At 74.4% G+C, this 24,041-nt stretch carries 14 protein-coding genes; 7 read left to right on the top strand and 7 right to left on the bottom strand.

Translation table 11 applies throughout. The annotated features are described in order from the left end of the window. Positions 1-62 precede the first annotated feature (62 nt). From pabB to ACF07S_RS30655, 6 genes are all read right to left on the bottom strand, one after another. The gene (pabB, locus tag ACF07S_RS30680; RefSeq protein ID WP_391975670.1) at positions 63-2,267 is read right to left on the bottom strand and encodes an aminodeoxychorismate synthase component I; all 2,205 of its coding nucleotides are present in this window, start codon (positions 2,265-2,267) and stop codon (positions 63-65) included. A 159-nt stretch (positions 2,268-2,426) separates the two neighbouring features. After that, the gene (locus ACF07S_RS30675) at positions 2,427-3,197 is read right to left on the bottom strand and encodes a thioesterase II family protein (RefSeq protein ID WP_391966698.1); all 771 of its coding nucleotides are present in this window, start codon (positions 3,195-3,197) and stop codon (positions 2,427-2,429) included. A gap of 266 nt (positions 3,198-3,463) precedes the next feature. After that, a complete protein-coding gene (locus ACF07S_RS30670; protein ID WP_391966697.1) occupies positions 3,464-3,658 on the bottom strand; it encodes a ferredoxin in 195 nt (64 codons plus the stop codon). Between the two features lie 116 nt (positions 3,659-3,774). After that, positions 3,775-4,956, bottom strand: a complete 1,182-nt coding sequence (locus tag ACF07S_RS30665; RefSeq protein ID WP_391966696.1) for a cytochrome P450 — start codon at positions 4,954-4,956, stop codon at positions 3,775-3,777. 68 nt (positions 4,957-5,024) lie between these two features. Further along, entirely contained in the window at positions 5,025-6,083 is a 1,059-nt protein-coding gene (locus ACF07S_RS30660; RefSeq protein WP_391966695.1) for a DegT/DnrJ/EryC1/StrS family aminotransferase, read from the bottom strand. 80 nt (positions 6,084-6,163) lie between these two features. Beyond that, the gene (locus ACF07S_RS30655; RefSeq protein WP_391966694.1) at positions 6,164-7,540 is read right to left on the bottom strand and encodes a glycosyltransferase; all 1,377 of its coding nucleotides are present in this window, start codon (positions 7,538-7,540) and stop codon (positions 6,164-6,166) included. A 337-nt stretch (positions 7,541-7,877) separates the two neighbouring features. Between ACF07S_RS30655 and ACF07S_RS30650 the strand changes: the two genes are divergently transcribed. The 6 genes from ACF07S_RS30650 (at position 7,878) to ACF07S_RS30625 (ending at position 19,911) form a co-directional block, all read left to right on the top strand. Beyond that, entirely contained in the window at positions 7,878-10,775 is a 2,898-nt protein-coding gene (locus ACF07S_RS30650; protein WP_391975669.1) for an ATP-binding protein, read from the top strand. Between the two features lie 5 nt (positions 10,776-10,780). After that, positions 10,781-13,666 carry an AAA family ATPase gene (locus ACF07S_RS30645; RefSeq protein WP_391975668.1) on the top strand — a complete coding sequence of 962 codons (2,886 nt, stop codon included), beginning with the start codon at positions 10,781-10,783 and terminating at the stop codon, positions 13,664-13,666. Positions 13,667-13,670: 4 nt separating this feature from the next. Further along, entirely contained in the window at positions 13,671-16,478 is a 2,808-nt protein-coding gene (locus tag ACF07S_RS30640; protein WP_391975667.1) for an ATP-binding protein, read from the top strand. 538 nt (positions 16,479-17,016) lie between these two features. Further along, positions 17,017-17,676, top strand: a complete 660-nt coding sequence (locus tag ACF07S_RS30635; protein WP_391975666.1) for a PAS domain-containing protein — start codon at positions 17,017-17,019, stop codon at positions 17,674-17,676. Between the two features lie 46 nt (positions 17,677-17,722). Then, the gene (locus tag ACF07S_RS30630; protein ID WP_391966690.1) at positions 17,723-18,535 is read left to right on the top strand and encodes an aminotransferase class IV; all 813 of its coding nucleotides are present in this window, start codon (positions 17,723-17,725) and stop codon (positions 18,533-18,535) included. Positions 18,536-18,696: 161 nt separating this feature from the next. Further along, complete coding sequence (locus ACF07S_RS30625; RefSeq protein WP_391966689.1) at positions 18,697-19,911, top strand: glycoside hydrolase family 64 protein; 1,215 nt, start codon at positions 18,697-18,699, stop codon at positions 19,909-19,911. 239 nt (positions 19,912-20,150) lie between these two features. On the opposite strand, the gene ACF07S_RS30620 is transcribed toward ACF07S_RS30625, so the two are convergent. Then, the gene (locus tag ACF07S_RS30620) at positions 20,151-22,808 is read right to left on the bottom strand and encodes a SpoIIE family protein phosphatase (protein WP_391966688.1); all 2,658 of its coding nucleotides are present in this window, start codon (positions 22,806-22,808) and stop codon (positions 20,151-20,153) included. Between the two features lie 122 nt (positions 22,809-22,930). Between ACF07S_RS30620 and ACF07S_RS30615 the strand changes: the two genes are divergently transcribed. After that, positions 22,931-24,028, top strand: a complete 1,098-nt coding sequence (locus ACF07S_RS30615; RefSeq protein ID WP_391966687.1) for an AI-2E family transporter — start codon at positions 22,931-22,933, stop codon at positions 24,026-24,028. The last annotated feature ends 13 nt before the right edge of the window (positions 24,029-24,041 follow it).

The raw sequence follows: 24,041 nt of genomic DNA, 5'->3' as shown, positions 1-24,041 counted from the left end.
CCTAGACATGGGCCGCCGCAGGCATGCGGGGACCGGCAACGGGGGACGGCCCCCGGCTCCGCCTACGAGCCCGCCGGCGCCACGTCCGCCACGGTGCCGCCCGCCAGGTCCTCGCGTCCCGGGAACGCGGCGCCGAGCAGCCGCAGCAGCGGCGCCGCCTTCACCGCCGTCTCCTCGAACTCCGCCGCGGGATCCGAGAGCGCGATGACGGCGCCGCCGACGCCGTAGCGCAGCCGGTTCCCGCTGAGCACCACCGTGCGGATGACGATGCTCAGGTCCACCGCCCCGGTCAGCGAAAAGTAGCCGATGGCGCCCGAGTACACCCCGCGCGGACCGCCCTCCAGCCGGTCGATGATCTGCATGGTGCGGATCTTCGGGGCACCGGTCATCGACCCGCCGGGGAACGCGGCGCGCACGGCGGCGACCGGACTGAGATCCGGGCGCAGCCGCGCCCGCACCGTGCTCACCAGCTGGTGCACCGTCGCGTACGACTCCACCTGGAACACCGGGTCCGCGACGACCGAGCCGACCTCCGCGCACCGGCCGAGGTCGTGCCGGACCAGGTCGACGATCATCAGGTTCTCGGCGCGGTCCTTCTCGTTGGCCGCCAGGTCCCCGGCGAGCCGCGCGTCCTCCGCCGGATCGGCGGCCCGCGGCCGGGTGCCCTTGATGGGCTTGGACTCCATCACACCGTTCCGGTCGATGCGCAGGAACCGCTCGGGCGAGGTGCTCAGCACGGCCATCGGCCCGAAGTGCAGGAACGCGGCGAACGGCGCCCGGCTCACGCGCCGCAGACAGCGGTACGCCTGCCACGGGTCCAGATCGGTGTCCGCCTCGGCCATGTTGGTCAGGCACACCTCGTACGTCTCGCCGGCCGCGATCTCCTGCTGGCAGACGTCGATCAGCTTGAGGTAGGCGTCCCGGTCGTGGCGCAGCACGACCGGACCGGTACCGCCGGCCGCGGGCGCCTCGTAGGGCTCCGGCTCCCGGCCCGCGACGCCTTCCAGGGTGCCGGCGGCCGCGTCCAGCCAGGACCGGGCCGCCGCCTCGTCGCCGTCCTCGGCCAGCGCCAGCAGGTACGTCGTGTCGGTACGGTGGTCGAGCACCAGGGCACGGTCGGCGAAGACGAGGACGGCGTCCGGGTCGGGGGAGCGGTGCGCCGCCTCCCCGTCGCACTCGGCCTTCAGCTCGTAGCCCAGGCAGCCGACCCAGCCCAGCGCGAAGTCGAAGGGCAGTTCCGGTACTTCGGTGCGCAGCCCGGCCAGGTCCCGCTCCAGCCAGGACAGGAAGGGCGACCGCTCGACGCGCGTGGTGCCGCCCTCCGTGACGGTCACGGTGCCGTTCCCCACGTCCGCCTTGGCGACGCGGGCCAGCGGCCCGGACGCGTCCCCCATCACGGACAGCTGCCCCAGGCGTCCGCCCGGGCGGCTGCTGTCCAGCCAGAACGGGTGGTCGCCGCCGCGGAACAGCCGGTCGAAGACGACCTCCCCGTCCCAGCGGGTGCGCAGCCGCTCGACGAGGACCCGCAGCCGCCGCGGCGAGCCGCCGCCCGCCTCCCGGTCACCGTCCCCGGCCGCCACCGCACCCGGTCCGGCCACCGCCGGCGTCGCGCCGGGGACCTCCGGCGACCGGCGCTGCGCGGGGACGCCCTTCGCGGCGGCGGACCGGGACGCGCCGCCGTGGGCGCGGCCGTGCTCCTCGGTCAGCCGGCGGAAGTTCTCCAGCAGCCGGTGGCCCTCCTGGGTGCCGATCGACTCCGGGTGGAACTGCACGCCCCACAGCGGAAGCGTCCGGTGGCGCAGACCCATCAGCACCCCGTCCGCGGACCAGGCGGTGGCCTCCAGCTCCGGCGGCAGGTCCGTCACGGCCAGGGAGTGGTAGCGGACCACCTCCAGCGGCTGCGGCAGGCCTTCGAACAGGCCGGTGCCGTCGTGCCGTACGGCGGAGGTCCGGCCGTGGCGCGGCTCGGGCGCGCGGCCCACCGAGGCACCGTGGGCCAGCGCCATGCCCTGGTGGCCCAGGCACACCCCGAGCACGGGCAGCCGGCCCTCCTCGGCGATGCCCGCGCACAGCCCGAAGTCGGCGGGCCGGTGCGGTGTGCCGGGGCCGGGGGAGAGCACCACGTTGTCGAAGGAGCCGAGGAGCCCCGGCCGCCACGCCGGGTCGTCGTTGCGGATCACCTCCGGCTCCCGCCCGTTGACCCGGGACAGGTAGTGGAACAGGTTGTAGGTGAACGAGTCGTAGTTGTCGACGAGCAGTGTGCGCATGAGCGTTTCCTGTCCGGGAGGCGCGTGAGCGGAAAGTGACGTGGAACGTGACGGACGCGGGTGACGGTCCGGCCGTGTGCGGGCTCTCCGGTGGTGGGTCGACCACGACTCCTGCGCCTGCCCGGGTGGTGCCGTACGGCGGCACCACCCGGGCGGACGTCAGGACGCCGGGGCGGAGCGTGCCAGGTCGAGGGCGTCGGCGATCTCGCCGTTGACCGCCGTCAGGTGCTGGGTGAGGAAGAAGTGGCCGCCGGTGAACACCCGCAGCCGGAACGGGCCTTCGGTGTGGTCCTGCCAGCGCTCGGCCTCCCCGACCGTGGTGAGCGGGTCGCCGTCGCCGGTGAGCACGGTGATCCCGCAGTGCACCGTCCGGTCCGGCGGACAGGAGTACGTCTCGATGGCGCGGTAGTCGCCGCGCAGCGCCGGCAGGGCCATGCGCAGGATCTCCTCGTCGCCGAGGACACCCGCGGCGGTGCCGTTCAGCCGCTTCATCTCGGCGACGATCCCGTCGTCGTCCCGCAGGTGCACCTCCTCGGCACGCGTGGTCGACGGCCCGCGCCGGCCGGAGGCGATGACGGTGAGCGGTCCGGCGTTCTTCTGCTCCAGTCGCCACGCCGTCTCGAAGGCCAGCGCCGCGCCCATGCTGTGCCCGAAGAACACGGTGGGCCGGCCGTCCAGCGCCAGCAACTGCTCGGCGACCAGGTCGGCCAGCCGGCCGAGGTCCTCCACGCAGGGCTCCTTGCGCCGGTCCTGGCGGCCGGGGTACTGCAGCGACAGGACCTCGGCGGCCGGGGCGAACCGAGCCGAGACCGGGTGGTAGAAGCTGGCCGAACCGCCCGCGTGCGGGAAGCAGACCAGCCGTACCGCGTCGGCGTCGGCCGGGTGGTAGCGCCGCAGCCACAGGGCCCCGGTGTCGTCAGCGGTGGTCACGGTATGAGTCCCTTCGGTGATGCTGCGGCCGGCGGTGCTCCGCCGGCCGGGAGGGTCCGTGGCGGTCCGGGACGGGCGCACCTCCCGCGCCGGCCCGCCGCGGGCCCCTGCGTTCCCGGTGGGACGTCCGGGCCCTTCGGACCCCGTACGTCCCGCCGGGAAGACCGCGGCCGGGCCGGCGCTGTCGCCCCGTCCCGCCACGGAAGTCCTCCCGTCCGCCGCCCCGGGGCGCGCGCGCCCCGCCGTCCCGCCCGGACCGGGGGCGGTCAGTCCTCATGGACGGTGATCGAGCCCGACGGGCACAGGTCGCCCGCGGCCCGGACGCCCTCCGCGTCCGCCTCCTCGGGCTCCTCCACCAGCAGGGTGACGATCCCGTCGTCGTCCTGGTCGAAGACCTGTGGCGCGTTCAGCGCGCACTGGCCCGCTCCGACGCACCGTTCGCTGTCGACGGTGACGCGCATGCTCGTTGCTCCTTGAGGGGTGGTGACGTGGGCGTGGGTACGGGGGGTGGGTGCCGGGCCGGCGGGCCGGAACCGGGTGCCGCCGGGACCGTCCGGCGGCACCCGGGGCCGGTGGCCTACCAGCGCACCGGCAGCTCGTGCAGTCCGAACAGGATCCCGTCGTACTTGAAGGCCAGCTCCTCCGTCGGGACGGCCAGTTCCAGTGTCGGGATGCGTTCGAACAGCTTGCGGTAGGCGATCTCCATCTCGACCCGGACCAGGTTCTGGCCGAGGCACTGGTGGACGCCGTAGCCGAACGCCACGTGCCGGCGCTCGGAGCGCTCCGGATCGAAGGCGTGCGGGCAGCCGAACACCTCGGTGTCGTGGTTGGCGGCGGCCAGCAGCGGGACGATGCCCTCGCCCTTGCGGATGAGCTGACCGGCGATCTCCACGTCGTCGACCGCGACGCGCAGCGCCACCATGTCGGCCACCGAGTGCAGCCGCAGCAGTTCCTCCACCAGCCGCTCGTTGCCGATCCACTGCGGGTTGGCGAGCAGGGTGACCACGCCGAGGCCGATGTTGTTGGCGGTGGTCTCGTGTCCCGCGATCAGCAGGAGCAGCAGCACGCCCGACAGCTCCACACTGGTGAGCTGCCCGGTCGCCAGCAGCCGGCTGATCAGGTCGTCACCGGGCCACTTCTCCTTGATGGCGATCAGCCGGTTGATGTAGCGCAGCAGTTCCCGGGTGGCGGTGGCCCGCTCCTCGTCGGTGGAGGTGCGGATGGCGACCAGGGTGCGGGTGCGGGACTCGAAGAAGTCACGGTCCGCCGGCGGCACACCCAGCAGCGAGGAGATCACCAGGGACGGCACCGGCAGAGCGAAGTCGCTGATCAGGTCGGCGTGGTCGCCCGCGGCGAGCATCGCGTCGATGCGCTCGTCCACGGTGCGCTCGATCGCCGGGCGCAGCTCCCGGACGCGCCGCACGGTGAACTCGGGGATGAGCACCTTGCGGAACCGGTCGTGCTCGGGTGAGTCCAGGCCGACGAACCAGCCGGGGATCTGGTCCTGCTTGGGCACGCCCATCGTCTCACCGACGTTGGGGAAGCCCTCGTTGTCCGGATTGGCGCTGATCTTCGGGTGGGTGAGCACCGCGCGCACGTCCTCGTGCCGGGTCACCAGCCAGATCGGCACCCCGTTCGGCAGGTGGGACAGCACCAGACCGTTCTGCTCGCGGTGGCTCGCGTACTGGGACAGGGGCAGCGGTTCCTCCGGCGTGCGCCGGGGGAACCCGACCACCGTGGGGTCGGTGCTGGTCGTCATGTCCGTTCCTTCTTCCTCTTCCTGAGGTTTCCGGGGGCGCCGCGCGATCCCGCGGTGCGTCCCGGCGGTCAGCCCGCGGAGTAGAACTCCCGGACGGCACCGGTCACGTACTCCTGGTCGGCGGCGGTCAGTCCCGTGTGGGTGGGCAGGTACAGGCCGTCCTCGCTGAAACGGTGCGCGTTCAGGGACGGCCACACCGGATCGAGGTAACCGGGCTGCCTGCTCATGGGCTTGAAGAACAGCCGGGTCTCGATGCCCCGTTCGGCCAGGTGCGCCCGGAGCTCCTCGCGCCGCTCGGCACGCAGGTCGTACATCCACAGCACGTCCCGCGGCGGCATCAGCGTGATCCCGGGAATGCCCTCGAGCCCCGCGTCGTAGCGGGCCTCGATCTCGCGGCGGGCGGCCAGGATCTCGTCCAGCCGCTCCACCTGGGCCAGCGCCACGGCCGCCTGCATGGCGGTCATACGGAAGTTGTAGGCCAGCTTCTTGTGCAGGAAACTGTGGTCGCGGGTGAACGCCATGGCCCGCAGATGCGCGAGCTGCCCGGCCAGCCGCGGGTCGTCGGTGAGGCAGATGCCGCCCTCGCCCGCGGTGATGATCTTGTTGGCGAAGAGCGAGAAGCACGCGATGTCCCCGACCGGCCGCACTCCGTGCGCCTCCGCCGAGTCCTCGACCACCCGCAGGTTGTACTGGTGCGCGATGTCCATCACCGCGTCCATGTCGCAGCGGCGCCCGTAGACGTGCACCGGCATCAGCGCCTTGGTGCGCGGGGTGATCTTCTCCTCGATCAGGGAGACGTCGATGTTCAGGTCGTCCCCGCAGTCCACGAAGACCGGCGTCGCCCCGGTGTAGGTCACCGCCCACGCGGAGGCCACCATGGTGAACTCCGGCACGATCACCTCGTCGCCCGGCCCGATGCCCAGCGCGCGCAGCGCCAGGGTCAGCGCGGCCGTGCCGGAGGAACAGGCGACGCCGTGCGCCACGCCGTTCCACTCGGCGAACGACTCCTCGAAGCGCCGCACGTAGGGGCCCTGCGAGGAGATCCAGCCGCCGGTGACGGCGTCGGTGACGTACTCCAGTTCGCGCCCGCCCAGAGTGGGCCGGGAGACGGGATGGGTGAAAGACATGCGTCCTCGCTGCGGTGGTGCGTGCGGTGGCTGGAAGGAGGGGGCGGCCGGCTCGGCACCGGCCGGCGCACGGTGGGGCGTCATGGCCTCGGCAGCAGGCCCAGGACCAGGTCGGCCGCCGCCTTGCGCCCGCCGGCCGCGCGCTGGAGGGCGCCGAGGCGCTCCGCCCGCTCGCGGAAGGACGGGTCCTCGACGACCCGGGTGAGCTTGTCGACGACGTCGTCGGGGTCGACGGTCCCCGGCCGGTCCAGGGTCAGGCTGATGCCGAAGTCGCGGCCGCGCACCGCCTGGTCGAAGCAGTCCACCCACAGCGGCCGCACCACCTGCGGCTTACCGAAGTAGACGCCCTCGTGGTAGGCGTTGCCGCCGCCGTGCGAGAAGAACACCGACACCTTCGGGTGGGCCAGCACGTCCAGCTGGGACGGCACCCAGTTCTCCACCCGCAGATTGCCGGGCAGCGTCCCGGCCGGCGGCAGCAGGTGCTGCTGCTCCTTGGGCAGCTTCCACAGGAACTGGTGCCGGTCCGACATCCGGCGGGCCACCTCCACCAGCGCCGCGACCTCCTCGCGGGTCAGCCGGGTGATGGTGCCGAAGCCCATGTAGACCACCGACGACTGCCGGTCCAGCCAGCCGCGGAGGTCCTCCTCGTCCGGGCACTCCGGCAGCGGCGGCAGCAGGGCGCCCACCAGGCGGAGCTTGTCCGGGACGTCGAAGGGGTAGTCCAGTTCCGGGATGGAGGAGCACAGCACCATCTCGGCCGCGTCCACCCGGGTCAGGGCGTTGGGCGGGGCGATGCCGAGCTCCTTGCGGATCGCGGCGTCCTCCTTGAGCACTTTGCCCATCGACGGGTGGAGGAACATGAAGAGCGTCCGCCACTTGAACAGCGTGTTCGCCAGCCTCTGCCGGGGGGTCATCTCCAGCGGCAGACCGGAGTTCGGGACCGGGAAGTTCTTCGGGGTGTAGGACGCGCCGAACGGGTTGTGCGAGGTCAGCACGTTGCTCGGGACGAAAGGCACCGACAGCACATAGGGGATCCGGTGGGTGAGCGCCAGGTCGACACCGAAGCCGCTCACACAGTCGATCACCATCAGCGCCGGCCGGACCTCCTCGACCACCTTCTCCAGGGCGCGGTACTTGCGCGCCTGGAGCGCCGGCTTGTACGACTGCCGGACCACGGCGCGGTGCGCCTTGAACCGGGAGGACTGAGTGACCTCCCGGTACACGGCGTCGTCCCACGTCACCGCCGACAGCTCGGACACCACCTCGCCCAGCGAGGCGAACGACACCGCGGAGTCGGCGGCCAGCGCCTCGACGTCCGCGCGCCGGTGCTCGTCGGTGGCGAACCACAGGTCGGGCACACCCCGCCGGGCCAGTTCACCGGCCAGCACCAGCAACGGGTTGAGCAGCCCGCTCTCGGGGAGACCGACGAAGAGGATCGGCCGTGCGGCGGTTTCCATGGAGGCCCTTTCAATGGCTGCCGAAGTCGCCGGTCCCACCCGCGCGGGCACGACCGGCGGGCAGGACGGAGTGGTCCGTGTGCGGCCCGTCGGCCGGGGCCCGGTTCGGGCGGCGCCGACCGCACCACACCTTGATCTCACGGGCACAACCGGGAAATCCTTAGACTTCGCCCGCGGAGGGGGAAGGCGCCGGGTGCGGGACCGCTGGGGCGGCCCGTCCAAGGAACTCCTGTGTTCCCTGTACGGTGGGGCGCACCGAGCGTTCCGTACGCGCCGAATGACGGGGGCTGCCCACCGGAGCGCCGTCCCGGCATGAGCACGACGCAAGGGAGACCACGTGACCAACCGGGAACGGGCCACCGGCCCGTCCCTTCCCCTGGTCGGCCGTTCGGCCCACCTGGGAACGCTCTCCGCCCGGGCCGCAGCCGCCCGTGCCGGACAGCCCCAGATGGTCGTCCTCGACGGACCGGCGGGGGTCGGCAAGACCTCCTTGCTCCGGACCGCCCTTGACCCCGGCGGACCCTGCGACGGCATGACCGTGCTGTACGGAGCCTGCCGCGCCGTCGACTCCGGCATCGGCTACAGCGGCGTGCGCGCCCTGTTCGGACCGCTCAACCTCACCGCCCGCCGGGGCCGTTCCGCCTCCCTGCTGCGCGGCGGCGCCCGCCACGCCCTGCCCGCGCTCGCCCCCGATCCCGCCGGTGCGGACAGCACGCCCGGCGCCACCTTCCCCGTGCTGAACGGCCTGTACTGGCTCGCCGCCAACCTCATGGCGGACCGCCCGCTGGTGCTGGCCCTCGACGACGCCCACTGGTGCGACGAGCGCTCCCTGCGCTGGCTGGACTTCCTCCTGCGCCGCGCCGACGGGATGCCGCTGCTCGTCGTGCTCGCCCGGCGCACCGACTCCGGCCGGGCCGCCGGACCGGCCCTGACCGACCTGGTGGCCCACCACCGGCCCCTCACCCTGCCCCTGGCAGCGCTGTCGGCCGGCGACGTCGGGGAACTCGTCCGCCGGGCCTTCCCCGAGGCCTCCCCGCAGCCGTCCTTCGTCGGCGCCCTCACCGACGTGACCGGCGGCAACCCGCTGGAACTGAACAGGCTCCTGCACAAGCTGCGCATGACCGGCGTGGACCCCGACGACGCCGGTGCCCGGCGCGTCACCGAGCTCGGCGGACGGATCGTCGCCTCCACGGTGCACGACGTCCTGGACGGCCAGCCCGGCCGGGTCCGGGAGGTGGCCCGGGCCCTCGCCGTACTCGGCCCCGAGCGGCCGGAACACCTCGCCGCCCTCGCCGGGGTGTCCGCCGTACAGGCCGAGGAGGCCCTCGACGTCCTGCGGCGGGCCGCTCTCGTGCACCACGACCGGACCGACATGGTGCACGACATGGTGCGCGCGGCGGTCCTGTCCACGGTCGCCCCCGCGGCCCTCGCCGCGCTGCGCACCCGGGCCGCCCAGCTGCTCAGCGACGTCGGACGGTCCCCCGAGCAGATCGCCGGCCAGCTGCTGCTCCTGCCACGGGCCGACCAGCCGTGGATGACCGCCGTACTCCTGGACGCCGCCGCACAGGCGGAGCAACGAGGGGCCCCCGAGGCCGCCGTACGCTACCTGGAGCGCGTCAAGAAGGCCCGGCCGAACGCGCCGGAGGTCCGGATACGGCTCGCCGGGGTCCTCGCCGAGACCGACCCCGGACGCTCCCTGACCCTGCTGCGCGAGGCGCTGGCCCTCGCGTGCGACGTCCGCACCCGGGCGACGGCCGCGGTCCGGTTCGGCCTGACCTGTCTGCGCGTCCAGCAGTCGCCCGAGGGGGCCCGCGTGCTGTCCGAGGCCCTGGACGCCCTCACCGCCGAACTCGGCACCGACCCCGAACCCGCCGACCGCGAACTCCTCACCATGGTCGAAGCGACCCTGCTGATCGTCGGCGCCGACGAGAAGACCACCCTGCCGGCGGTGCGCGAGCGGGCCGCCCGGCTGACCCCGCCGCCGGGGGACACGCCCGCCCAGCGCCAGCAGCTCGCCATGCTCACCGTGCTCACCGCCATGGACGGCCGGTCCGCCGCCGAGTCGGTGCGGCAGGCCCGGCGCGCCCTGCGCTCCCCGGGGCTGCCGCTCGGCGCGTGGTCCCTGCTGCCCGCCTCCCTCGCCCTGTCCCTCGCCGACGAGACCGACGAGGCGCTCGACGCCCTGGACACCGTGCTGCGCGACAGCCGGCGGGCCGCGGCGGTGTGGACCTACGGCCTCGCGCTCGCCACCCGCGCCTCCGTCCACCTCGACCAGGGCGGCATCCCCCAGGCCATGGCGGACGCCCAGACCGCCCTGGACCTCTGCGAGGGCGAGGACTGGGGGGAGAGCGCCGTCATGCCCCACACCGTCCTGGCGCTCGCCCTCACCGAACGCGGAGAGCCCGAGCGGGCCGAAGCGGTGCTCGACACCGTCAAGCGGCCGCGCATCGAGGACTTCGCGTGGGAATACCACTGGTACCTCATGGCCCGGGCGCGGGCCCGCCGGGCCCGTGGCGACACCGGGAGCGCTCTCGACCTCCTGCGCGCGTGCGGGGACTCCCTCGCCGGGGCCGGACTCGCCAACCCGGTGCTCGCCCCCTGGTGGCTGGACGCCGCCTGCCTGCTGGCGGAGTCCGGCCGCCTCGAGGAGGCCCGGGCGGCGGCCGGTCACGGTGCCGTACTGGCCGGGCGCTGGGGAAGCGCCCGCGCCCTGGGCTACGCCGCCCTCGCCCGCGGCGCCGCCACGCCCGGCCCGGCCGGAACCGCCGCGCTCGAGGAGGCGGTGCGGCTGCTGTCGGCCTCACCGGCCCGCGCCGACCACGCCCGCGCGCTGCTGCTGCTGGGCCGGGCGCTGCTGGCCGACGGCGCGCCGCGCGAGGCCCGCGAACACCTGCGGAACGCGGTCGCCCTCGCCCTGCGCTGCGGCTGCGTGGCGCTCGCCCGGCAGGCACGCGAGGAGCTGGTCGGAGCCGGCGGACGCATGCGGGAGATCACCGTGTCGCCGCTGGACATGCTGACGGGCACGGAACGCACGGTGGCCGCCCTCGTCGCGTCGGGGGTGAGCAACCGAGAGGCCGCGGAAGCACTCTTCGTCACCGTGCGAACCGTCGAACTCCATCTCACGAGCATCTACCGCAAGCTCGGCGTCACCCGCCGGGCCGATCTCGCGGACGTCCTGCGCGAGGACGCCGCGGACCTCCCCGGCCGGCCCGCCGGACGCGACACTCCCCGGTGAGCGCCATGGGGGAACCGGACGATCGGGAGAACACCGCACCGGGGGAGCAGCGGCGGGCTCCCGGACGTCCCCGTGCCCACGCCCTGCCGGCCGCCGGCCTCCTGCTCCTGGAACGCGACCGCGAGCAGGCGCTGCTGTCCGCCGTGATCGGGGAACTGGGCGCGGGCCGGCCGGCCCTGGTCACCGTCACGGGCGAGCCCGGAGCGGGACAGAACGAACTGCTGAGATGGGCGGCCCGGCACGCCACCGAGCGGGGCATCCGTGTCCTCACCGCTCGCGCGACCCCCGCCGAACAGGACCTGCGCTACGGCGTGGTCGGCCAACTGCTCGCGGGCCACCAGGCGTTCACCGACCATCTGCCCCATCTCTTCCTCGACCGGGACCGGCCCGGGCGGTTCCCCGGGCTGACCCGGCTGCTCGGTGCGGCCCGCGAGCGGCCCACCCTCCTGGTGGTGGAGGACGTGCACCGGCTCGACCCCGACTCACTGCGCTGGCTGGAGGCCCTGGCGCGCCGGCTGCCCCACGCGCCGCTGGCGCTGCTCACCGGCAGGACCTGCACGGCCGACGCCGGCCCGGACTGGTGGGCGGGCAGCCCCCTCACCGGCTCGGCCACCACCGTCGAGCTGGCGCTGCCCGGCCTCACCCGCACCGGCACGGGCACCGCCGTCCGGGCCGTCTGCGGCACCGTCGGCGACCGCTCCTTCGTCGACGCCGTCGTCGACGCCACCGGGGGCAACCCCACCGTCGTGGGCGACACCCTGCGCCGCTTCACCCGGGCCGGGCACACGCCGGACGCCGATCACGTGCACCACGTCCGCGTCATCGCGGCCGAGGTGACCGGTGAGCTCGCGGCTTCGGCGCTCGGCTCCCTGCGCGACCCCGTGGTCCTCGACGTCCTGCGCGCCCTCGCCGTCTGCGGCGACCTCCTGGACTTCCCCCTGGTGGTGGCCCTGGCCGGGTCCGGGGCCGTGCCCGAGACCCGGCTGCGCGCCGCCCTGCTGGACAGTGGACTCGTCGCCGTGTCCGACGGCCGGTTCCGGGTCAGCGGTCCGGTCGTGCGGGACCGGATCGTCGAGGAGATGCCCGCCGCCGAGCGCGCCGACCTCCACGCACGCGCCGCCGAGCTCGCCCACCGGGCGGCCGCCGACGACCAGGGCATCGGCGATCTGCTGCTGCGGGCCCGCCCGGTCGGCGCCGCGTGGGCGGTGGACACGCTGTGCCGCGCCGCGGGCGCCGCGCTGCGCGGCGGCGACCGCGACCGTGCCGCCGCCTACCTCTCCCGCGCCCTGGACGAACCGCTGCCCCCGAGGACCCGCGTCCGCGTCCAGCTCCAGCTGGCCGGAACGGAACTGGTGATCGCGCCCGTCGCCGCCGGACGCCGCATCCACGGCATCATGCGCGAGCCCGCAGAGGAGTACGCCGCCCACCGGTCCCGCGCCGCCGACCTGTGCCTCCTCGGCGGCGACACGGACACCGCCTGGCGCGCCCTCGCCGAATGCCTCGCCGAGGACGGGCCCGCGGGGAGCGGGGAACTGCCGCAGGAGCCCGGGGCGGCGCAGGAGGCCGCGGCCCGGCACGAGGAACTGACGGCCCTGCTGCGGGTGGCGCAGCCGCTCCGCCGGACGTTCGCCGAGATCGCCGTCCCGCCCGCGCCGGAACCACCGCGCGCCCCGCTGACACCCGCCGCGAGCGGTGTGCGCGCGTGGGAGGCGGCCGCGCGGGGAGCGGATCGCGAGGAGGCCCGCCGGCTGGCCCGTGCCGCGCTGGGCCCCCACCCCGCCGGGTGGCCCCCGCTCACCGTGCCCCGGCTGCTGGCCTGCCGCACCCTGCTCCTCACCGAGGACCTGGACGACGCCGAGACCCACCTGTGCGCCCTGCTCACCGAGGCCCACCGCGAACGCCGCTCCGTGACCGTCGCCCGGGTGCTCGCCCTCCGCGCGCAACTGCACCTGCGCCAGGGCCGCCCCGACCTCGCCGCCCGCGACCTGTCCGCCGCGGACCTCGAACTGCCCCCGGACAGCAGGCATCCGCTGTCCTACCCGTACTGGACGGCGCTCGGCGTCGTCACCGACCTCGCCAACGGCCGGACGGACCGGGCGCGCGCGGCCGCCGAACGCCCCGTGCCGCCGCCGGCCGAGGAGTCCGTCACCGGCGCCCACCTGCTGTACGCCCGCGGCCTGCTCGCCGAGGCCGACGGCGATCCCCACCGGGCCGCGGCCCTCTTCCGGGCCTGCGGGCGCTGGCTCCTGCAGTACGGCTGCGTCAACCCGGCCCTCCTGCCCTGGCGCTCCCGGGCCGCCGAGGCCGCGCACGCCCTCGGTGACGCCGCCCAGGCGCTGAAACCGGCGCGGGAGGAGCTCGAGCTCGCCGAACGCTGGGGAGCTCCCGGGGCGATCGGCGCGGCCCAGTTCTCCCTCGCCATGATGAGCGGTGAGGACCGCGTCCAGCGGCTCCGGTCGGCCGTCGAGCACCTCGGCCGGGCTCCCGACCGGGCCGCGTACACCCGCGCGGTCGTGGCCCTGGCCTCCGCCGGGAACGGCGCGCAACCCGAGCGGGTGACCGCCCTCGCCCCACCCGCGTACGGCACGGCCGGCACCGGCGTCCCGTCCGCCGGCCACCACGCCGTCGTCGCACTGCACTCGCCCGTACCGGCGCCCGCACCCGCTCCGGTCCGGCCCGGTCCGCTGCCGCCCGTATGGCCGTCCCTCTCACCCGGGGAGCGGGCCGCCGCCGTGCTCGCCGCGCGAGGCCTCGCCAACCGGGAGATAGCCGCCGCGCTGTCGGTGACCACCCGCACCGTGGAACTGCGGCTGAGCAGTGTCTACCGGAAGCTGCGCATCCGAGGACGCGACGAACTGCGCGCCCTGGCCCAAGGCACGGAGGACGACTGACCGCATGCTGCTGGAGCGCACCACCGAGACGTCCCTGGTCGAGGCGGCACTGGCCGCCGCCGACCAGGGCAGATCCTCCCTGATCCTCATCACCGGACCGCTCGGCATCGGCCGGTCCGCCCTGCTGCGGTCCCTGCCCGCCCTCGCCGAGGGGCACGACGACATCCGGGTGCTGCGCGCCAACGCGGCCCCCATGGAGCAGGACTTCGCCTTCGGAGTCGTGCGGCAGCTCTTCGAGAGCCTGCTGTCCGTCTCCCCCGAGGACACCCGCGCCCGCTGGATGGACGCCCACGCGTCCTTCGCCCGGCACGTCTTCGCCGACGACAGCGCCTCACCGGGTGCCGACCAGGCCGCCGCGGCCACCGAGGCGGTCCTGCACGGCCTGCTCTCCCTCCTCGCCAACGTCAGCGCCGACGGCAGACTCCTCATCCTCGTCGACGACCTCCAGTGGTCCGACGTGCCCTCCCTGCGCTGGCTCACCTACCTGGCGAAACGACTGCACGGCCTGCGCGCCGTCGTGGTGTGCGCCCTGCGCGACGGGGACCCGCGCACCCACCACACCCTGGTCCGGGAGGTCAGGGAAGCCGCGACCCAGACCCTGCGGCCCGCCTCCCTCAGCCTCGACGCCACCCGCCGGCTGGTCCAGGAGCGGCTCGGCGAGCCGGGCGACGACGCCTTCGTCCGCGCCTGCCACGAGACCTCCGTCGGCAACCCCCTGTTCCTGCTGTCGATCCTGCTCCGCATGGAGCACGACGGCCTGCGGCCGCTTGCCGAACACGCCGACCGGGCACGGTCGTTGCGCCCCTCCCAGCTGCGCGAGCGCCTCGCCAGCATCCTGCGCACCCAGGCACAGCCGGTCCGTGACCTCGCGGCCGCCATCGCCGTCCTCGGCGACCACGTCGACCCGGAGAACGCCGCCGACCTGGCCCGCCTCGACCCCGTCGGCTACGCGGCCGCACTGCGCACCCTCGCGGCCCTCGGACTCGTCCGCCCGGGCCCCGAACCACGCTTCGTCCACCGCGTCGTACGGGACGCCGCCGAGTCGACCCTGACCATGGTCCAGCGCGAACAGCTCCACGACGATGCGGCCGCCCTGCTGTACCGCAGGGGTCGTCCCGCCGAGCAGGTCGCCGCCCAGCTGATGGCCGCCGTCACCCGCCATCAGCCCTGGATCGTGGACGTCCTGCGGTCCGCCGCCGACACCGCGCTGCGCCGCGGGGCCCCCGACGCGGCCGCCCGCTACCTGCGCCGCGCCCTGCTCGACAGCGCCGCCCAGGGCGTGGACCGCGCCCGCCTGCTCGTCGAACTCGGCACCGCCGAGCGGGCCTTCGACCCCCTCGCCTGCGAACGGCACATCGCGCAGGCGACGGCCCTGCTGCCCGAGCCCCGTGACCGGGCCGCGGCGGTGCTGCGCATCTCACCGACTCCGCTCGGGCCCGCTCCGTCCGGCGTCGTCGAGCTGCTGCTCCAGGCCGCGGACGGGCTGGGACCCGCCGCCGCGCTCACCGGAACCGAGCGCGACCTCGCCCTGCGCCTGGAGGCCCGGCTGCGCCACTGCGCCTACGAGGACCCCCACGAGCTCGCCGACGCCGCCGAACGGCTGAGGCGGCTCGGCCCCGAACCGCCGCTGGACACCGGGGGCGAGCGGGAGCTGACGATCGCCCTGCTCGTCGCCGCCACCTTCGGCGGCAGCCTGCCGGCCGCGGACGTGGTGCGACGCGCGGAACGCGTCCTCGACCGCGAACCGGCGACCTCCGCCCGCGTCCAGTCCACCCTTCCCCTGGTGGTCATCACCATGGTCGCCGCCGACTCCGTGGAGGCGCTCGACTCCTGGCTCGCCGTCGAGTACCGGGCCCGGGAGCAGCACACCGCGCCGGCCGACGCGCTGGTGCACATCGAGCGGGCCCTGATCCACATCGGCCGCGGCCGGCTCACCCAGGCCCGCGAGCAGTCGGAGATCGCCCTCGGCATGACCGAGTCCGACCGGCACAGCCTCGGCAGCATCGCCACGCTCGCGCACGCCATGGTGGCGCTGGAGACCCGGGACCCCGGGCCGGCCCGGCAGGTGCTGCGGCGCGCCGAGAACATCCGCCCCCAGGGCCTGACCGTCACCGCGATGCTGCGCCTGCTGCAGGCCGCCGGCGACGTCGCCGCCGGTGACCTCACCGGGGCCCTGGACTCCCTGCAGTCCTGCGGCCGCCGTCTCGAGGCCGCCGGCTGGCACAACCCGGTGCTGTTCCCCTGGCGTCCCTGGGCCATCGGAGTCCACCGCCGCCTCGGGGACCTCAGGGCGGCGCGCGCCCTCGCGGAGGAGGAGCACGCCCGGGCCGAGCAGTGGGGCGCTCCGGTGGGCCTCGGCCGCGCGCTGCGCCTGCTGGGCCGCCTGGAGGAGGGCGGACGGGGAACGGCGCTGCTGCGGCAGGCGGTCGCCGTGCTGCGCGGTTCCGCCAACCAGCTGGAACTGGCCCGTGCCCTGCTCTCGCTCGCCGAACGGCTGGGCGGGGGAGTGGAGTCGCAGGCCCTGGCCCGTGAGGCCGCCACGCTCGCCACCGCGTGCGGCGCGCCGTGGCTGGCGGAACGCGCCGCCGTCGGCGGCGCGCAGTCCCTCTCCGCCGTCCCCGCGCCGGAGGCCGTCCTCACCCGTACCGAACGCCGGGTGGCGGCCTTCGCCTGCAAGGGACTGACGAACCAGGAGATCGCGGAGACCCTCGGGGTCAGCTCCCGGGCCGTGGAGAAGCACCTCACCCATTCCTACCGAAAACTCGGGATCGCAGGTCGCCGAGAACTCATCGCGCTGTTTTCCGGCGCGTAATTTCCGTCCCCGTCGGGGGAATGAGCCGCCCAGGAACGCCCGGGAACCGTTCGTTTAATTCAACGAGCGTGCCCGGGTGTTTCCGTGTGCGGAGCCCGCCGTGTGGCAATGGCACCGTCCGCGGTACGCCCGCCCGCCCGGTGTGGCCACGGCCGCCCCCCTCGGGCCCGCATCGTCGACCCAGTGTGCCGCGTCCCTTCCCCTGAGTGCTCCCGCCGGGCATTTCGCCCGGTAAGGGCGGTGCGCCTGCGTGCGGTCACCCCGGTCACACCGAACCCCCGCACACCGAAACCTTTCGGTACGGGACCGTACCTACCGAAGGGGCGACCACAGTATTGGCGGGCCCACCCCGGTTCACATTGACCTGTGGATACCCGTCTCCGTAATCTCCGGAACATTCCACTCACCAGCACGGCGATTCAGTGGGATCAGGGGCCTCAACGCCCTCCCGTCGAATGACCTCCGTGTTCTTGGTTCTCCTTGCCGCACAACGCAGAAGGGCCTGAGTTCCTTGACGCTCTCCCCCCACGACCTCGTCTTGGATCGTCCGCACGCCGTAGGAGGGACCCAGGGGCCGCTGGACGCCGCTGTCGCCGGTGTCGACGGTTCCCACACCTCCGTGGCGTGCCTGGATCCCAGCCTGACCATCCAGCAGGTCAACCAGGAGTTCGACCGCCGGTTCGGCAGCCCCGTGGAGGACCTCTGCGGCCGGCCCTTCTGCGATCTGGTGCACCCCAGCGTCCAGCAGCCGCTGATGCAGCAGTTCTCGCGCATGCTGGAGGGCAAGAGGCACCGGTTCGCCACCGAGGTCATCACCGTGGGCCAGGACACCGCGCGCACGCTTCCGCTGACCGCGATGGCCGTGCGCGGCAGTCACATCCCCGACGTCGCCGCGATCCTGGTGATGCTGCCCGCGGCGGACGGCGAGAGCGCGGACTCGGGGGTGGTGGTGCCGAAGAAGAAGCTCCTCAGCGAGGTCGACGCCCGCATCCTCGAGGGCATAGCCGCCGGTGTCTCCACCGTGCCCCTCGCCTCCCGCCTCTACCTCAGCCGCCAGGGAGTGGAATACCACGTCTCCGGCCTGCTCCGTAAGCTCAAGGTACCCAACCGGGCCGCCCTGGTGTCCCGTGCCTACTCCATGGGCGTGCTCAAGGTCGGCACCTGGCCGCCGAAGGTCGTCGAGGACTTCATCAAATGAGCCCGCTCCGCGCCGGCCGGCGCGCGCCCGGCCGAGGCGGCGAGCGGTGAAGGGACTCCTCCCGGCAGGCGGCACGGTGGGCTCCCCGGCCGAACTGAACGGCTCGCCCGCCGGCCCGGAGGCACTGCGGACACTGGCCCTGACCAACTACGGCCACTTCACCACCATGGCGGTCGAGGACGGCAGGGTCCGCGGACTGGAGCTGCACCTGCAACGCCTGGCCCGGGACTGCCGTGTCCTCTTCGACGCGCCGCTCGACCTCGGGCGGGTCCGCGCCTGGGTGCGCCGGGCGGTGCCGGCGGAGGGCCGGTGCACCGTGCGGATCACCGTCTTCGATCCGTCCCTCCACCTCGGCACCATCGCCGAGGACGCGGACCCGCAGGTCCTGGTGACGGCCAGACCGGCGCCCGCGACCGGGGAGGAGCCGCTGCGGGTGCGGTCCGCCGTCCACCTGAGGGAGCTGCCCGAGGTGAAGGGCGTCGGTCTGTTCGGCGTGCTGCGGCTGCGGCGCGAGGCCCGCAGGGCCGGCTTCGACGACGTCCTGTTCACCGACGGCGACGCGACGGTGCTGGAGGGCAGCACCTGGAACGTCGGTGTCGTCCGCGAGGGCCGGGTGGTCTGGCCCGCCGGCCCGGCCCTCGCGGGCACCGCCCGTGAACTCCTGCGCCGCGCCGGGGCCGGGACGGCCGCCCGGGTCACGCTGCCCGAACTGGCCGAGTGCGAAGCCGTGTTCGCCACCAACGCCGCCGTCGGGGTCCTCCCCGTCACGCGGGTGGACGACCTCCGCTTCCCCGCCGGCCACCCCGCGGTGACCGCTCTGGCCGAGCTCTACGCGTCGCTCCCGGCCGAACGGCTGTAGTCCCCCGTGCGCCCCGCCCCGGGGCGCACGCAGCGGAGGGTGACGGACCCGGCACCGTCGGGTCCGTCACCCTCAAACCGTTGACAGGTCTAGATCAAGGCGTAACTCTGAGAGCGCTCTCACATCCTTCCCCCACCGACACAGTCGAATGGAGACAGAGCATGTTCCGCTTGCTCAGACGGAGCGCCCTCACCGTGGGAACGGCCGTCGCCACGATCCTCGCCGGCTCGCTGCTCACCGCGGGAACGGCCGCGCCCGCCGGGGCCGCCGAGGCGGCAGTCCCGGCCACCATCCCCCTGCAGATCACCAACAACTCCGGCCGCGGTGAGCAGGTCTACGTCTACAACCTGGGCACCGAACTGTCGACGGGCCGTCAGGGCTGGGCCGACGCGAGCGGCACCTTCCACCCCTGGCCCGCGGGCGGCAACCCGCCCACCCCCGCCCCCGACGCGTCGATAACGGGCCCGGCGGCAGGGCGGTCCGCGACCATCCGCATGCCGAAGTTCTCCGGCCGCATCTACTTCTCCTACGGCCAGAAGCTCGTGTTCAAGCTGACCACGGGCGGCCTGGTGCAGCCCGCCGTGCAGAACCCGAGCGACCCCAACCGCAACATCCTGTTCAACTGGACGGAGTACACGCTCAACGACTCGGGGCTGTGGCTCAACAGCACCCAGGTCGACATGTTCTCCGCGCCCTACTCGGTAGGGGTGCAGCGCGCCGACGGCAGCACGGCGACCACCGGCCGGCTGAAGGCGGGCGGCTACAACGGGGTCTTCAACGCCCTGAGGGCACAGTCCGGCGGCTGGGCCAATCTGATCCACACCCGGTCCGACGGCACCGTGCTGCGGGCGCTGTCCCCGCTGTACGGGGTGGAGACGGGCGCCCTGCCGGCGTCGGTCATGGACGACTACGTCAACCGCGTCTGGCAGAAGTACTCCGGCCAGACCCTGACGGTCACCCCCTTCGGCGACCGGCCCGACATCAAGTACTACGGCCGGGTCTCCGGTGGCGTCATGAACTTCACCAACGGCACGGGCGCCGTCGTCACCAGCTTCCAGAAGCCCGACGCCTCGTCCATCTTCGGCTGCCACGGGCGGCTCGACGCGCCGAACGACCAGGTGCGCGGCCCGATCTCGCGCACCCTGTGTGCGGGCTTCCACCGCTCCACCCTGCTGAGCAACCCCAACCAGCCCGACTCCGGTTCGGCCGGCTTCTACCAGGACGCCGTCACCAACCACTACGCGCGGGCCATCCACGCGCACATGGCCGACGGCAGGGCCTACGCCTTCGCCTTCGACGACGTGGGCAACCACGAGTCGCTCGTCCACGACGGCAACCCGCGCCAGGCCTCCATCACGCTCGACCCGTTCAACTGACCGCTCCTCCGCGGACACACCGCACCGGTGGCGGTGCCCCGTCCGGGCGCCGCCACCGGTGTCGTCCGGACGGGGCGCCGCGGGGCGCGTTCCCGCGCCGGCCGGTCTCTGGTCCCCGGCTTCCCGAGGTGCCCGGACCGCCGCCGCGCGGACCGGGACGGGGCCGCCCGGGCGGAGACGATCCCGTCGCCGGGCAGCCCGCGCGGCACGCCGGCCGCGGGAAGGACCGTCCGGGGGCGTCAGCCGCGGGCGGCACGCCCGTTCGCCCGGCGCGGCGGGGCCGGCCGCAGGGCGAGGACGGCGATGTCGTCGGCGCTGTCGGCGCCGAGGCCGATCAGCAGCTCGTCGCAGAACACGTCGAGGGGCTCGCGGGCCAGCGCGCACGCCCGTCGCCGGAGCCGCTCCAGGGCGTCGTCCAGGTGCTCGTCGCGGCGTTCGACGAGGCCGTCGGTGTACAGCAGGACCGTCGACCCGGCCGGCACCGCGTCCCGGGCGCGGGGACGGGGCCTGTCGGGTTCCACACCGAGCAGCAGCCCCGCGCCGTCCGTCAGGTAGCGGGCGCGGCCGTCCTCGGCGACGAGCAGCGGCGGCAGATGTCCCGCGGAGGAGTGCACCAGGTCCCAGGGACCGTCAGGGGCGCCCTCGACCAGGGCGTAGACACAGGTGCCGGTGGCCTCCCGGTAGAGGTGGTGGTTGGCCATGTCCAGCCGGCGCAGCACTTCCTCCGGCGGCTCCTGACGGTCCACGGCGATGGCGCGCAGCATGCTGCGCAGCTGGCTCATGGCGATGGCCGCGTCGAGGTTGTGCCCGGTGACGTCGCCGATGACCAGCGCCGTGTCCCCGTTGGGCAGGACGAAGCCGTCGTACCAGTCGCCGCCGACCTGGGCGGTGGCGGAGGAGGCCGCGTAGCGGGCCGCCATCGGCAGGTTCCCGACCTCCGGCAGCGCGGTCAGCAGGGAACGCTGGAGGCGTTCGGCGATGGTGCGGGTCTCCTGGTGCAGCCGGATGTTGTCCACCCCCAGGGCGAGACCGCGCGCCAGGTCGTGGACCAGCGCCAGGTCCTCCTCCGTGAACGGCCGGTCCGGTCCGCGGCGGGCCAGGGTGAGGGCGCCGATGGTCTGTCTGCGGGCCCGGAGCGGGGCGACGATGCCGCTGTCCGCCCCCATGGTCCGGAAGAGTCCCAGGTAGTGGGCGTCCACAGGGCTCGCGACCTCGCCGGGCGAGGGGGGCCCGGTGAGCAGCAGCGGGCCCGCCCCGCGCAGCGCACGGGCCAGGGGGCCCCGGGCGGCGGCGGTCACCGGGGGCAGCGGGCCCCCGTACTCCTCGGGCCACGGGCCGTGCTCGAGGCGGTGGACGATGGCGACCCGTTCCACCCGGGCGTCGTCCACGACCAGGTCCACGGTGCACCAGTCGGCCAGCCGCCGGGTGAGGATCCGGCCCACGTCCCGCAGGCCCTCGGCCAGGTCCGCGGCGTTGCTGAGCGCGGTCGCGGTGTCGGCGAGCAGGGTCAGCCGCTCCAGCGCGGACCCGTCCGCCCGGCTCGCGCCCCGGCCGCCTCCGCCGCCGGCCGGTGGGGGCCGCCGGTCCCGCTCCGGCCGCGCCGCCGGCCGCACCCGGCCGGCCGGGTGCGCGGCAGGGCCGGGGGCGGCCCCCCGTGGGAGCAGCTGGGCGACGAAGACGGTGCGGCCGTCGGCCGTCTCCTGCGGCAGGACGACCAGACGTACGGGGATCAGCCGGCCGTCGCGGTGCAGCGCGGGGAGCGGCACCGAGCGGCCCAGGATCCGGGGCTGTCCGCGCAGCAGCAGGGAGGTGAACGCCGTCCTGTGCCGGCTGCGGAGGTGCTCCGGGATGAGCGTGGTGAGCGGCCGCCCGACGAGGTCGTCCGGGTGCCACCCGAGCATGTCCGCCGCCGGTCCGTTCGCCGCGATGATCCGGTCGCGCTCGTCCACGGCGATCGTCGGGACCCTGCTCGCCCGCACCTGTCCGGCGTCCCACGGCGCCGGCTCCGAGGGACGGACACCGGGTTCACCGGGCACCACCGTCCACGCCGTGGGCTCCGCCCCGGCGAGCTGGCCGACGATCTGGTCGAACAGCCACCGGTGGAAGAGACGCTGCCGGGGGAGCGCCGGGAGGGTCAGCAGACGCTCCTCGCGGGCGCCTTCCTCGGCCAGGTCCAGAACCGCGCGCAGCCTCTGCACCGACGGCCCGGCGTCCGGCGGCAGCGACAGGGGCAGCGACCGGACGGCTCCCTCGGCGGGCCGCCGGCGCAGCGCGTCCGTCACGGCCGCGGTGATCAGGCCGCTCATGTCCTGGGCGACGTCGAGGTCGTCCGGCGGCACCGCCGGATCCCGTCCCGCGGCCGCGGCCAGGGCGGCCTCGCGCAGCAGGGTGTGCCGGTGCTGCTGGGACGCCGAGCAGAGCGCCGACGGCACGTCGAGCAGCGTCACGGTCCCGCCGGTGCCCGCGGGCGCCACGACGGGCTCCCAGCCGCCCGGGTACCGCGGAGGTCCCTCGGGCCGCAGCTCGAACCACACCGTCTTGCCCTCGTCGTCCGTCTCGACACCACGCCGCGAGGACAGCCGCGCGACCAGTGGCAGACCGTGACCGGTGCCCGAGTACGGGGACCAGCCGTGCGGCACGAGCCCGCGGTCCGGGCGCCGGTCGCTCACCCGCACATGGACGGTGCCGTCCTCGAGACGAGCCGCCACCTCGACCTCCGTGCGGGCGTACAGCACCGCGTTGGTCACCAGCTCGCTGACCAGCAGCTGTGCGGTGTCCATCAGGTCCGGCGCGGCCTCGCCGAGAAGGGCCCGCACGAACCGCCGGGCCTCCGCCGCGCTCTCCGGCGCCGGGGGGAACCGACGTGACGGTGTCCCGCGGGCCTTGACGTCGCCCATGACCCCAGTCTGCCCCACCCGGCCCGCCCGGTCCCGGCCGGCACGATGGAACACCGCCGGACGGGCTCCCCGGCACGGGTCCCGGGCGATCACCCGGCCGGCGGGCCCCATAGGGTGCCTCCATGTCTGCCACGTTGAACGCGGGGAGAACCCGCGCCGCGCTGCGCACTTCGGCGCGCGTCTCCGGTGAGCTGTTGCTGGTCCTGGTGGCCGCCGCGGTGGTGCTGTGGCTCCTGGGCCGCATGTGGTCGGTGGTCTGGCCGCTCATAGTCGGTCTCCTCCTCACCACCCTCACCTGGCCCCCCGCCCGTTTCCTGCGCCGGCGCGGTCTGCCACCGGCGCTCGCCGCGTCCCTGGTGACCGTGCTGTTCCTGCTGGTGGCCACGGGCACCGTGGCGCTGATCGCGGTGCCCGTGGCGTCGCAGTCCGGTGAGCTGACGGACGGCGTGGTGGAGGGCATCCAGAGGCTGCGCGAGTGGGCCGCCGGGCCGCCGCTGAACATCGGGGAGGACCGGATCGCCGGTGCCTTCGACACCGCTACCGCCCGCGTCCAGGACAGTGCCGGAACCATCGTCGGCACGGTCGTCACGGGAGTGACCACCGTGTTCAACGGTGTGGTGACCGCCGTGCTGGGACTCTTCCTGATGTTCTTCTTCCTCAAGGACGGTCCGCGTTTCCTGCCGTGGCTCGGCCGGCAGCTCCCCGGCCGGCTCGCCACCGACGTCCCGGTCGTGACCGCGCGGTGCTGGGACACGCTGGGGGCGTTCGTGCGCTCCCAGGCGCTCGTCGGCCTGCTCGACGCCGTACTGATCGGCCTGGGCCTGTGGATCCTGGACGTACCGCTGGTGCTTCCGCTGGCCGTGCTGACCTTCGTGGCCGCGTTCGTGCCCATCATCGGCGCCCTGTTCGCCGGTCTGGTCGCGGTGCTGATCGCGCTGGTGTCCAACGGACTGACGGACGCGCTGATCGTGCTGGCCGTCATCATCGTGGTGCAGCAGCTGGAGGGGAACGTGTTCCAGCCCATGATCCAGAGCCGCGGTCTCGGTCTGCACGCGGCGGTCGTCCTGCTCGCGGTGACGCTGGGCGGCAGCCTGGCCGGCATCGTCGGCAGTCTGCTCGCCGTACCGGTCGCCGCGCTGGTCGCGGTCGTCTGGAACTATCTGCGCGAGCAGCTCGTCGACCCGCCGCGGGAACCGGCGGCCGACGGGCCGCGCACCTGACCGGCGTGCCGCC

It is taken from the genome of Streptomyces sp. NPDC016640, assembly GCF_043076215.1.
Taxonomy (GTDB): Bacteria; Actinomycetota; Actinomycetes; order Streptomycetales; family Streptomycetaceae; genus Streptomyces.
This window is presented reverse-complemented; position numbering and strand designations above follow the sequence as displayed.

What these genes read in the sequence shown, in the direction of transcription:
- ACF07S_RS30645 (WP_391975668.1), top strand. Translation starts at nt 10,781, where the DNA reads ATGGGGGAACCGGACGATCGGGAGAACACCGCACCGGGGGAGCAGCGG.
- ACF07S_RS30615 (WP_391966687.1), top strand. Translation starts at nt 22,931, where the DNA reads ATGTCTGCCACGTTGAACGCGGGGAGAACCCGCGCCGCGCTGCGCACT.
- ACF07S_RS30670 (WP_391966697.1), bottom strand. Translation starts at nt 3,658, where the DNA reads ATGCGCGTCACCGTCGACAGCGAACGGTGCGTCGGAGCGGGCCAGTGC.
- ACF07S_RS30655 (WP_391966694.1), bottom strand. Translation starts at nt 7,540, where the DNA reads ATGGAAACCGCCGCACGGCCGATCCTCTTCGTCGGTCTCCCCGAGAGC.
- ACF07S_RS30640 (WP_391975667.1), top strand. Translation starts at nt 13,671, where the DNA reads ATGCTGCTGGAGCGCACCACCGAGACGTCCCTGGTCGAGGCGGCACTG.
- ACF07S_RS30625 (WP_391966689.1), top strand. Translation starts at nt 18,697, where the DNA reads ATGTTCCGCTTGCTCAGACGGAGCGCCCTCACCGTGGGAACGGCCGTC.
- ACF07S_RS30665 (WP_391966696.1), bottom strand. Translation starts at nt 4,956, where the DNA reads ATGACGACCAGCACCGACCCCACGGTGGTCGGGTTCCCCCGGCGCACG.
- pabB (WP_391975670.1), bottom strand. Translation starts at nt 2,267, where the DNA reads ATGCGCACACTGCTCGTCGACAACTACGACTCGTTCACCTACAACCTG.
- ACF07S_RS30620 (WP_391966688.1), bottom strand. Translation starts at nt 22,808, where the DNA reads ATGGGCGACGTCAAGGCCCGCGGGACACCGTCACGTCGGTTCCCCCCG.
- ACF07S_RS30660 (WP_391966695.1), bottom strand. Translation starts at nt 6,083, where the DNA reads ATGTCTTTCACCCATCCCGTCTCCCGGCCCACTCTGGGCGGGCGCGAA.